This is a genomic window from Flavobacterium sp., from assembly GCF_043756175.1.
GTDB lineage: Bacteria > Bacteroidota > Bacteroidia > Flavobacteriales > Flavobacteriaceae > Flavobacterium.
This window is the reverse complement of sequence record NZ_JAYURN010000111.1, coordinates 1-11,211: the sequence shown is the minus strand read 5'-3', so window position 1 is coordinate 11,211 and position 11,211 is coordinate 1. Positions and strand designations below refer to the sequence as shown.

Sequence of the window (11,211 nt, the reverse complement as noted above, 5' to 3'; positions counted from 1 at the left end):
TGGAGCTCAATAATCATTTTAGACAAGCCATAAATCCCTTTCGATTTCATTGGCGAAAGCCCGCAAGGACGAATAATTTCTTTAATTTCCTCTACACTCATTTTTACCATATCATATGGATTATCTGCTTTAGCAAACAACAATGGCGTGATTAAATTCACCCGCACATCTGTACATTGCGCCGAAAGCAAAACGGCAATCAGCAAAGTATACGGATCTTTATGGTCTAACGGAATTGGAATCGATGGATAATATTCTTTTAACGTATTTATAACAAAAGTTACACGTTCTTTTTTAGTCATTTTTAAGTAAATTTGAATTGTAAATGTACGGTTTCAATATCAAAATTCAAAAATCAATGACAATTTCAAAAATCAATTTTTTTTGAACCTGAATATTCTATTATTCGAAAAAACGTAATTCGTAATTTGTAATTCGTAATTTTACAAAATGGTATTAGTTACAGGAGCAACAGGATTAGTGGGTTCGCATTTGGTTTTGCATTTATTAGAGCAAAGTCAAATGGTAAAAGCATTATTTAGAAATGAAAACGGAAAACAAAAAGTAAAATCTGTTTTCGAATATTATAATAAACAAGAATTATTTGGCAAAATACATTGGTGTCAAGCTGATATTTTAGATATTCCTTCGCTCGAAATTGCTTTTCAGGATATTAATTATGTTTATCATTGTGCTGCTTTAATTTCTTTTGATCCAAAAGATGAAGGAAATCTCAGAAAAACAAATATAGAAGGAACTCAAAACATTATTAGTTTTTGTATTGATTTTAAAATAAAAAAACTGTGTTACGTGAGTTCTATTGCCGCTTTGGGAGATTTAGCGCCAAATGAAAATATTGTTACAGAAGAATCTGAATGGAATCCAGAAATTCAACATAGTGATTATGCTATTTCTAAATATGGAGCCGAAATGGAAGTTTGGCGCGCACAACAAGAGGGACTTGATGTAATTATTGTAAATCCTGGTGTTATTCTTGGTCCACTTTTTTGGATAGAAGGTAGCGGAGAAATCTATGAAAAAGTAAAAAATGAATTACCTTTTTACACTAAAGGAAGTACAGGATTTATTTCGGTAAATGATGTTGTAAGTATTTTATCGTTGCTAATGCAAAGTAATATTACAGGCGAAAAATTTATCCTGATTTCTGAAAATAAAACCTATCAAGAACTGGTTTTTGCTATTGCCGAAACGCTAAAAATAAAAAAACCTAAACTCTATGTGGGGAAATTACTCACTAGTTTTGCTTGGCGAGCTGATTGGTTTTTGGCAACTTTTTTTCGTAAAAAAAGAATATTGACTAATGATCTAGCTAGTGCTTTACATAGTAAAGATGTTTATTCTAATGAAAAAACAATAAAACGATTGGGATATAAATTTCTAGAAGTTGATGTTTATCTAAACTCTTTAAAAACTAACCTCTAACAATAATTTTAGATTTTTTATTTATTTTTGCCAAAGAATCATGAGATTTTTTAATTTTAATTTTCAATTCTTTACTAAGAATTGTATCCATTTGATTTTTTTCCTTTTGTAATCGATTAGATACATTTTCGAACATTAGCTTATAAGTTTCAATATCCGAGGCGAAATATTTGTTGTTTTGTACAAACTGTAAACTATCTATTTTGTATTTCTGGTAAATATAAGTTTTCGAATTTATGCTGTTTTCAGTGAGTTTTCCAAGACTATAACTCTTCAGTGCTTGTAACAAAGCCAAATCATACAAGATATTTTCCATTACCTCTTTGTCTATTGGTTTAGTTGGCTTTGGAATTTCGTTTTTATTAGAACAAGCTCCAATAATTAAAAGGGATAGCAATAAAATAATTTTCTTCATAAGTTATCGGTTAAATTCTAGTCGCTTACCGCAGTGAATCTCTTTAATTTTAGAGTTATGATACACTAATTCTCCGTTTACAAAAGTATGAGTAATTCTCGATGTAAATGTAAAATCTTCAAAGGGAGACCAACCGCATTTGTATAAAATATTGTCTTTGTTTACTCGCCATGGCATTCCTGGGTTTACAATAACTAAATCGGCATAATGACCAACTTTTATAAAACCACGACGATCTATTTTGAAAATTTTTGCAGGATTGTGTGCCATTTTTTCTACGATTTTTTCTACAGAAATTTTGCCTTGATGAAAAGCCTGAAACATTGCCACAACAGCGTGTTGTACAAGTGGTCCGCCAGAAGGAGCTGTTGTGTATGGATTTTGTTTCTCTTCAAGTGTGTGAGGTGCATGGTCGGTGGCAATAACATCGATGCGATTATCGAGTAAGGCTTTCCATAACTCGTCTTTATCTGCTTGGGTTTTTACAGATGGATTCCATTTTATGAGTGTTCCTTTTTTTGCATAATCATCGTTGGTAAACCACAAATGATGTATACAAACTTCAGCAGTGATTTGCTTGTCTTCAACTGGAATTTTTGAAAAAAGTTCTGTTTCTATTGCCGTCGAAACATGAAAGATATGCAATCTTGCGCCTGTTTTTTGCGCCAATGCTACTGCTTTTGATGACGAAATATAACAAGCTTCGTCACTACGAATAAGATGATGAAATTCCATTGGGATATCGTCGCCGTATTCTGCTTTGTATTTTTCTAAATTATTTTTTATCGTTGTTTCGTCCTCGCAATGTACTGCAATAAGCATTTTTGTACTCGAAAATATTTTTTCTAAAACTGCTTCATTGTCAACCAACATATTTCCTGTCGATGAACCCAAGAAAATTTTGATTCCAGCTACATTTTTAGGATTGGTTTTTAGAACTTCTTCTAGGTTGTCATTTGTTGCACCCATCATAAACGAGTAATTGGCATACGATGATTGGGCTGCAATCTGATATTTTTGTTCTAATAATTCTTGTGTTACTGCATTGGGAACAGTATTGGGTTGTTCTATGTATGAAGTGATTCCTCCCGCAATTGCCGCACGAGATTCTGATGCGATATCACCCTTGTGAGTAAGTCCTGGTTCGCGAAAATGCACTTGGTCGTCAATCATTCCGGGAATTAAATAATTTCCTTCGGCATCAATAATTTTACAATCAGAAGATTTAGGACTGATGTTTTCTCCAATTTCTATAATAAATTCATTTTCAATAAGAACATCGCCTTCAAATATGTTTCCTTCGTTGACAATTTTTGCATTCTTTATTAAAACTTGTTTCATTTTTTTTGGTTTTTGGATTATCAATTATTTTATAATCGATTAAAAATTTTTCTTACTCGAAGCATAATTACGCCAAATACAGCTTCCTTGATAATGGCATTACTCATTTTAGATTCGCCTTTAGTTCTATCGGTAAAAATAATAGGCACTTCGGTAATTTTGAACTTATTTATAAAGGTACGATACTTCATTTCTATTTGAAACGCATAACCAGTAAATTTTATTTTATCTAAATCGATGGTTTCTAGAACTTCTCTTCGATAGCAAATAAAACCTGCCGTAGCGTCATGAATTTTCATTCCAGTTATAAATCTCACATATACAGAAGCAAAATAAGACATTAAAACTCTATTTAGTGGCCAATTTACAACATTTACTCCAGTAACATAACGAGAGCCTATTGCCATTCCTGCTTTGCCTGTATTACAAGCGTTGTATAGTTTTTCTAAATCGGCTGGATTGTGTGAGAAATCGGCATCCATTTCAAAAATATATTCGTAATCGTGTTGTAATGCCCATTTGAAACCATGCACGTAAGCTGTTCCTAATCCCGATTTTTCTTTTCTGGTTTCAAGAAATAATCCGTCGCTAAATTCATGTTGCAGTTCCGTTACTTTGTTAGAGGTTCCGTCGGGCGAATTGTCATCAATAATTAAAACATGAAATTTTTTGGATAACGAAAAGACTGCTCGAATGATTGTTTCGATGTTTTCTATTTCGTTATAGGTTGGGATTATTACAATTCCGTCTTTCATAATATAAAATTCTGATGCAAAAATAAGCTTTTTCGCAAATGAGTTTCTTAAATTATTTATAATTAAATAATAGTTTAAAAAATTTGTAATTTTGCACAATGAGTAAAACTGAACTTATTCCTCGAATTGTAGAAAACAAAGACTGGGTAACCATTTTGTTTATTATTGCTTTTTCATTGATTGTTGTGACTAAAACTGCTTTCGAAAATCGTTTTAGAGATTTTGTGAATTTATTAATTAATGATAAATACCTAAAAATATATAAAGACAGTAGTAATTTAATGAGTTGGTTTACAATACTTTTATTTGTTGTTCAGCTTATTTCGATATCATTTTTCTTGCAATTGGTTTTAAGTTATTTCGGATATGCGACTAAAACAAATTGGGTCACGTTTATACAAATATTTACTTTTTTAAGTTTTTTCATACTCTCTAAATTCTTGATTGAGAAGATTATTGCAACGTCATTTAATATAGAAAATTTTATAGAACAGTTCAATTTGTTTAAAGTAAGCTATAGAACTTATATGGGATTACTTTTATTACCAGTTAATATAATCATGTATTATACAAATATTATGAATACTTACGCTATAATTGGCGTTATGATTATGTTATTGATAATTAATGCAGTAACATATTTGGTTTCATTAAAGAATTATCAAAAATTATTATTAAGTAAGTTGTTTTATTTTATTTTATATATTTGCGCACTCGAATTCGCGCCCTATTATTTTATGTATTATATTATTACAAAAAGGTAGTGCATTAGAAAATGTTTAATATGAAAGTGAAAACAATTTTAGTTTCACAACCTGAACCAAAGGTTGAAAACTCTCCTTATTTTGAGTTACAAAATAAGCACAAGGTTAAAGTTGATTTCAGACCATTTATTCATGTGGAAGGCGTCTTAGCAAAAGATGTACGCACACAAAAAATAGATTTGAACAATTTTACTGCTATTATTTTAACCAGTAAAAACTCGGTAGACCACTTTTTTAGAGTGGCTGAAGAAATGCGTTATAAAGTTCCTGAAGATTTGAAATATTTTTGTCAATCGGAAGCAGTAGCATTTTATCTTCAAAAATACGTAGTGTACAGAAAACGTAAAATATATGTAGGTCAGAAGGATTTTGTAGACATGTCTACTTTATTCAAAAAATATAAAGACGAAAAATACTTATTACCTTCGTCAGACCAACTAAATGCAGATATTCCTCAAACATTAAACAATTTAAAAATAGACTGGCTTCCAGGAACTTTTTACAAAACTGTAATGAGTGATTTGTCAGACTTAAAAGATGTTTATTATGATGTGTTGGCCTTTTTTAGTCCAACAGGAATAAAATCATTATTTAAAAACTTTCCAGATTTTGAGCAAAACAATACTCGAATAGCTGTTTTTGGAAGCACAACCCAAAAAGAAGCTTTAGAACATGGTTTAAGAATAGATATTCTGGCACCAACACCAGAAACACCTTCTATGACAATGGCTTTAGAAAAATATGTTTCGGAAGCAAACAAAGGAAAATAAAAAAAAACATCTGCTTCGGCAGGTGTTTTTTTTTAGGTTTAATTTTTATATTTACAGTTCTAAAGAAATCACATGAATACATTAAGCCCAGTCGGATTTATTGCAACTACAATCGATAATAAAACCGCAACAATTACTTTTAGTCATCCTGCTAGCAATTCTTTCCCAAGTAACTTATTAAGGGATTTAACAAACGAATTAAACTTGTTAAGCGAAAACGAATTGGTTTCGTTAATTGTTCTAAAAAGTGAAGGCAATGGTGCTTTTTGTGCTGGTGCTTCTTTTGATGAATTACTTTCTATAGATAATTTTGAAGATGGAAAATTATTTTTTAGTGGTTTTGCTAATGTTATTAATGCGATGCGAATTTGCCAAAAAATAATTATTGGAAGAGTGCAAGGTAAAGCAGTTGGTGGTGGTGTAGGTCTAGCTTCGGCTTGTGATTATGTTTTTGCTACTGATAATGCATCGGTAAAACTATCTGAGCTTGCCATAGGAATTGGGCCATTTGTAATAGAACCAGCAGTTTCTAGAAAAATAGGAAAAACTGCAATGTCACAACTTACATTGGCTGCTCATGATTGGAAAAGTGCTCAATGGGCTTTCGAAAACGGATTGTATTCGGAAATTTTTTCTTCAATGGAAGATTTAGATACAAGTTTAGCATTATTTACTTCTAAATTATCTTCTTATAATCCAGAAGCTTTGGAAGGGATGAAACAAGTTTTCTGGGAAAACACTGCGAACTGGAATACTTTATTATATGATAGAGCGGCTATTTCTGGACAATTGGTTTTATCCGATTTTACTAAAAATGCTTTGAGTGCGTTTAAGAAATAAAATTTGAGAAAAGTTTTTTTGGATTTCCGCCTTCGCGGGAAAGACAAACATCACTCCTGTCTTTTCCGCGAAGGCGGAAATCTATTCTTTTTAATCTAAATCAGGTTTCTTTCTGTTACTCTTAACCTCAGAAATATTTTTCTTGTCTTTTATTCTTTTTCTAATTACGGATTTTGGAATTTTAGTAGCTTTTCTGATTTTAGGTACGATTAAAGCATTCTTAAGTAATTCTAAAAATCTTTTCGTAACAATAGCTTTATTTTTTAGTTGGCTTCGGTCTTCATCACAATTTAAAATCAGTATGTTTTCTGAAGTTAATCTTGAAGATAGTTTTGTTAAAACCAACTCTTTTTCTTCTTCCGAAAGTACTTGGGAATTTTGCAAATCGAAACTCAAAATTACTTTACTAGACACTTTATTTACGTTTTGTCCACCGGCGCCAGAACTTCGTACAGCTTTATAAACTAATTCCTTTATTATTTTTTCAGTTTCCATTATTGCGTTTGGTGAGTAGGTTTTAGTAAATCGTTTACTGTTTTTACGGGATTGAAAGTGATAAGCGGAACTTCTACAAAAACGGTAAGCCAATTTGCCATAGCACCGTTCCATAAACCGGGTAATTCGTAGGCTTTGTAGTTTGTCCCGTTTATATTTTTTTCGACGATAAAACCACTGTTGTTATCTACAAATTTGTGCAGGTTCATTTTTTCGCCGTTATAATTTTTAACACCACAAACAATATCAACTGGATTAAAATGAGTTGCCGATTGAAATATTTGCAATTGTTCTTCGTCTTGTAAATCTATTTGAGAAGTTTCTACAATTTGTAAAGAAATATTTCCATTTGTGTTGATCCAAAAAGGGCCTCCGCCAGGTTCATTCTCATTCTTTACCATGCCACAAACACGAATTGGCTTGTTCAGAATTTCTTTTATGTAGGTGATTTTATCATCAAAATCTGTAATTTCAAAATCATTTGAAATTACAATATTGAGCTTGTTTTTTATGAAATAAATAATTGATTTCAGGTCATTTTCGGAAACTAAATTGCCGTCAAAATCTTTTAAATAAGTGAATATCTGATTTTGCAACTGCATCAAAATTCCTGCTAATGCTTTTTTGTAAAGCGATATCGTTTCAATATGGTTTTGAATCACATTGTCTATATTTTTAATAAAAATAACATCAGCGTCAATATTATTCAAATTTTCGATCAAAGCGCCATGCCCACCGGGTCTAAATACTAATTTATTGTTTTCGTCCCGAAAAGGATTGTTCTGAAAATCGACAGCAAGCGTATCTGTTTTTTCTATTTGATAAGAAAAATTGATGTTAATTTTAGAGTTGTTATCCGATTCTATTTTACTTTTTACAGTCGATAAAATAAGTTCAAATTCCTTTTGATGTTCTTCCGAAATCGTAAAGTGTAAATTAGAAATTCCTTTTGATGAAGCATAACAAGTACTTTCATTCAGGTGCTCTTCAACAGGTGTGGCAACATGATTTTTGTATTGATGAAATGGTAAAATACCTTTTGGTTTGTTGCCAAAATTGAAATTTTCTGAGCCAATTAGAAATTTTATGAAGTAGTAATTTTTCTTGTCAATTTCCCAAGAATGAATGTCTGAAAAGGTTGCCTCAAGTTTTTCATTTACAGCTTCAAAAAAAGGAAATTTTTCCATTCCTGTTAAAAAAACAGTAAGACTTGTTGCTTGGGTCTTATTAATATATCCGTTTATAGTATCCGTTTCAACATCAAAAGTGTTCAGAAATTCATTCAAAAATTGAAACATTCTGCTTGCTGCTCCAGAGGCTGGAACAAATTTTTCTAATTTTAAAACTGATTTTTTTTCATCAAAAAAAGAAATCTTTTCTTTAAACTCTTCTTCGGATAAATTCCAAATTCCGTTTTGTAAAGTAGCTGCACTTTGCAACGTGATTTTCGGGATTTTATTTCTAAAAAGGGAAAGTTGATTTGAAATAGTGTCTAGTGAAATTCCTTTATCTTCAATTTGCTTAAAATCGGAATCGTTGAAACCATAAGTTTCTATTAAACTATTTCTTGTTGTAATATTTTCTTCCATTCTAAATAACCAAAAACGGCAATAATTGTAAATACTAGAAATTGTAAACTTGTAAATGTATATCCTTTTGAAAAATACAAAGGAATTGAGATTAAATCACCAATAATCCAGAAAATCCAATTCTCAACTTTTCTTTTGGCCATGAGCCACATGCCGACAAAAAATATTGCCGTTAATAAGGTATCTATATATGAATACCAACTCTTGAATTTACCAAAATAAAGATATACAATGATAACAAAAACAAGCGTTAATACAAAAATAATAAACGCTATTATTTTCTCTTTATTTGTTATTGCCGAAATTTGAAATTCTGTAACCTCTCCTTTTTTTCGAGTCCAATGATACCAACCATAAATACTCATAACAAAATAATAACCATTTATCATCGAATCGCCTAATAAATCCCATTTCCAAAGTAAATAGGCATATATAAATGTGCTAACTAGTCCTGTTGGAAAAACCAAAATATGGTCTTTTTTGGCACACCAAACGCTCCATAATCCAAAAAAAACTGCAACTAATTCTAGTATAATTTCGTAGGTTGGATAATCTTTATATTGAGAAAATAAATATTCTATCATTTGTAATGTTAAAGGTTTTGGTTAAAAAAATTCAAATTATTTTCGAAAGCAGTTCCTATAACTACTAAATCAGCACCAGCATTATGGGTTTTTTCAATATCACTGAAATCTGTAATTCCGCCCCCAACAATTAATGGAATGTTGATATTTTGAGAAACTAATGTGATAATTTCTTTAGAAACAGAAAGTTTTGCCCCGCTACCTGCTTCTAAATAGATAAGTTTTTTGCCTAACATTTCTCCAGCTTGTGCGGTTTGAAGAATATATTCTAGATTATTTCTTGACAAAGGTTTTGTTTTGCTCACGCGTTCTACGGCAGTTTCAGCGCCACTTTCTATAAGAATATATCCTGTCGGGATAATTTCAAGATTGGTTTTGTTTAAAATTGGAACTGCATTTACTTGATGTTCTATTAGATAATCTGAGTTTCTTCCCGAGATTAAGGATAGAAACAAAATCGCGTCAGCTTTGTCCGATATTTGCGACGGATTTCCAGGGAAAAGTACAATTGGTAAATTGCATTTTTTTTTGATTTCTGAAACTAATCCATCAAGAATATTGTTTTTAACATGACTTCCGCCTACAAAAATATGTGTTGCAGGGGATAAATTAATTTTTTCGATTAATTTTTGAATATTGTCTAAATCGATTTTGTCAGGGTCGAGCAAAATAGCAAGTAGTTTTTTTCCCGATCCTTCGGGATCTGCTTTAGCTTTTAAGATTTGATTGTAAATAGTACTCATTTTTATTTAATTCTAATTTTCGAATGCGTAAACTAAAGTATAATTTTGGTTATTATTCGAATCTATTTCTTCAAAAAATATATTGAATGATTCAATTAGATTGTTAAAAGATAATTTTGCCGTTGCTCGTTTATCGGATAATAAAAAAGGATTTTCAAAGATATGGTCTGGAAAACTAATACCTTTCTCGTTTTTAATTTTAAAGACAGATTCTTTTATTCCCCAAACAACAGTAGCTTTTCTAATTTGTTCTTCTTCTGATAAACCGTCCAGATGCGAGATATCCATGAAGCGAGATGCGATTTTTAAGACTTTTTCTTTAGCTAATTCGACATCAATTCCTACGGGTTTATCGCTTATTGCAATAGTCGAAAATTCGGAAGAATGAGATATTGAAATAAATTGATTGTCTTTTAGATGTGGTTTTCCGTCTTGATCATAATGGAGATCAAAATCAGAATAACCCGCTTCTTGTAATAGTTTACGAACACTTAAAAATCCTCGTTGGTGCATTTCAGATTTCATCGTGTTTAACCTGATGAGGTTTATGTCGTTAAGAACAACTTCATCGAATAAATCTTCGAAGGATTCTTCGATTTTCCAAATATAAATTTTGGTAGCCGAATCGTGGGTAATTATTTTATGTAAAGGCATGTTATGTAATTGATTTTTAGCCCCGATTGCAACGCAAATCCTTTTTGTTTTTTTCTTTAAAAAGAAAAGATTGCAATCTCGTCTTTTGGGACGAGACGGGAAATAGCTCCTGAAAAAAACAGTAATTAGTGGTCTATAAATTAGACCGTTAAACAATATATAAATATTCCTGAAATTAGTTTTTTTATAAACTTATTCCGTAAATTTGCAAAAATTTTATAATACAAATATACTATAAATATGAGTACAGCGACTATGCCTTATGTGGCTTTCAAAGTAAAAGACATTTCTCTAGCGGCTTGGGGAAGAAAAGAAATTGAATTAGCGGAAGCTGAAATGCCAGGATTGATGGCGCTTCGTGCTGAATATAAAAACGAACAACCACTTGCTGGTGCTCGTATTGCGGGATGTTTACACATGACCATTCAGACTGCAGTATTGATTGAAACTCTAATTGCTCTTGGTGCAGAAGTTACTTGGTCTTCTTGTAACATTTTCTCAACTCAAGATCAAGCTGCTGCTGCAATTGCTGCTGCTGGAATTCAGGTTTATGCTTGGAAAGGTTTGAATGAAGTTGATTTTGACTGGTGTATCGAGCAAACTTTATTCTTTGGAGAAGATAGAAAACCATTAAACATGATTTTGGACGATGGTGGCGATTTGACTAACATGGTTATTGATAGATTCCCGGAATTAATTGCTGGAATTAAAGGTTTGTCTGAAGAAACTACAACTGGTGTTCACCGTTTGTACGAAAGAGTAAAAGCTGGAACTTTACCAATGCCGGCTATAAACGTGAATGATGCAGTAACCAAATC

At 31.4% G+C, this 11,211-nt stretch carries 14 protein-coding genes; 5 read left to right on the top strand and 9 right to left on the bottom strand.

Annotation, left to right across the window (positions count from 1 at the left end; genetic code table 11):
- Nucleotides 1-302: endonuclease III domain-containing protein (gene nth / locus ACH2BP_RS08925; protein WP_395059071.1), on the bottom strand; the 302-nt coding region annotated here is incomplete at its 3' end.
- A gap of 148 nt (nt 303-450) precedes the next feature.
- On the opposite strand from nth, the gene ACH2BP_RS08920 reads away from it, so the two are divergent.
- Nucleotides 451-1,443, top strand: a complete 993-nt coding sequence (locus ACH2BP_RS08920) for an NAD-dependent epimerase/dehydratase family protein (protein WP_395059069.1) — start codon at nt 451-453, stop codon at nt 1,441-1,443.
- Here ACH2BP_RS08920 and ACH2BP_RS08915 read toward each other — a convergent pair.
- Genes ACH2BP_RS08915 through ACH2BP_RS08905 form a run of 3 tightly spaced genes read right to left on the bottom strand, consistent with a single transcriptional unit; the run spans nt 1,433 to nt 3,954 of the window.
- Nucleotides 1,433-1,858, bottom strand: coding sequence for a DUF4296 domain-containing protein (locus ACH2BP_RS08915; RefSeq protein WP_395059067.1), 426 nt, complete (start codon nt 1,856-1,858; stop codon nt 1,433-1,435). The genes ACH2BP_RS08920 and ACH2BP_RS08915 overlap by 11 nt on opposite strands.
- 3 nt (nt 1,859-1,861) lie before the next feature.
- The gene (locus ACH2BP_RS08910; protein ID WP_395059065.1) at nt 1,862-3,199 is read right to left on the bottom strand and encodes a dihydroorotase; all 1,338 of its coding nucleotides are present in this window, start codon (nt 3,197-3,199) and stop codon (nt 1,862-1,864) included.
- Between the two features lie 29 nt (nt 3,200-3,228).
- Entirely contained in the window at nt 3,229-3,954 is a 726-nt protein-coding gene (locus ACH2BP_RS08905; RefSeq protein ID WP_395059063.1) for a polyprenol monophosphomannose synthase, read from the bottom strand.
- Between the two features lie 98 nt (nt 3,955-4,052).
- On the opposite strand from ACH2BP_RS08905, the gene ACH2BP_RS08900 reads away from it, so the two are divergent.
- The 3 genes from ACH2BP_RS08900 (at nt 4,053) to ACH2BP_RS08890 (ending at nt 6,328) form a co-directional block, all read left to right on the top strand.
- Nucleotides 4,053-4,718, top strand: coding sequence for a DUF4271 domain-containing protein (locus ACH2BP_RS08900; RefSeq protein WP_395059061.1), 666 nt, complete (start codon nt 4,053-4,055; stop codon nt 4,716-4,718).
- Nucleotides 4,719-4,738: 20 nt separating this feature from the next.
- A complete protein-coding gene (locus ACH2BP_RS08895) occupies nt 4,739-5,488 on the top strand; it encodes a uroporphyrinogen-III synthase (protein WP_395047946.1) in 750 nt (249 codons plus the stop codon).
- A 72-nt stretch (nt 5,489-5,560) separates the two neighbouring features.
- Nucleotides 5,561-6,328 carry an enoyl-CoA hydratase/isomerase family protein gene (locus ACH2BP_RS08890; RefSeq protein ID WP_395059059.1) on the top strand — a complete coding sequence of 256 codons (768 nt, stop codon included), beginning with the start codon at nt 5,561-5,563 and terminating at the stop codon, nt 6,326-6,328.
- 90 nt (nt 6,329-6,418) lie between these two features.
- Here the strand turns inward: ACH2BP_RS08890 and arfB are convergent, their stop codons facing one another.
- The 5 genes from arfB to ACH2BP_RS08865 are packed head-to-tail and all read right to left on the bottom strand — an operon-like array spanning nt 6,419 to nt 10,393.
- A complete protein-coding gene (arfB, locus tag ACH2BP_RS08885; RefSeq protein WP_395059057.1) occupies nt 6,419-6,823 on the bottom strand; it encodes an alternative ribosome rescue aminoacyl-tRNA hydrolase ArfB in 405 nt (134 codons plus the stop codon).
- On the bottom strand, nt 6,823-8,412 hold the full coding sequence (locus tag ACH2BP_RS08880) for a DUF4301 family protein (protein ID WP_395059055.1): 1,590 nt from the start codon (nt 8,410-8,412) through the stop codon (nt 6,823-6,825). The genes arfB and ACH2BP_RS08880 overlap by 1 nt, the downstream gene beginning before the upstream one ends.
- Complete coding sequence (pnuC, locus tag ACH2BP_RS08875; protein ID WP_395059053.1) at nt 8,379-8,996, bottom strand: nicotinamide riboside transporter PnuC; 618 nt, start codon at nt 8,994-8,996, stop codon at nt 8,379-8,381. Before pnuC ends, ACH2BP_RS08880 begins: the two co-directional genes overlap by 34 nt.
- A gap of 8 nt (nt 8,997-9,004) precedes the next feature.
- On the bottom strand, nt 9,005-9,739 hold the full coding sequence (locus ACH2BP_RS08870) for a geranylgeranylglyceryl/heptaprenylglyceryl phosphate synthase (protein ID WP_395059051.1): 735 nt from the start codon (nt 9,737-9,739) through the stop codon (nt 9,005-9,007).
- 12 nt (nt 9,740-9,751) lie between these two features.
- Entirely contained in the window at nt 9,752-10,393 is a 642-nt protein-coding gene (locus ACH2BP_RS08865) for a 4'-phosphopantetheinyl transferase family protein (protein WP_395059049.1), read from the bottom strand.
- 240 nt (nt 10,394-10,633) lie between these two features.
- Between ACH2BP_RS08865 and ACH2BP_RS08860 the strand changes: the two genes are divergently transcribed.
- Nucleotides 10,634-11,211 (top strand): adenosylhomocysteinase (locus ACH2BP_RS08860; protein WP_395059047.1); only part of this gene is annotated, 578 nt, incomplete at its 3' end.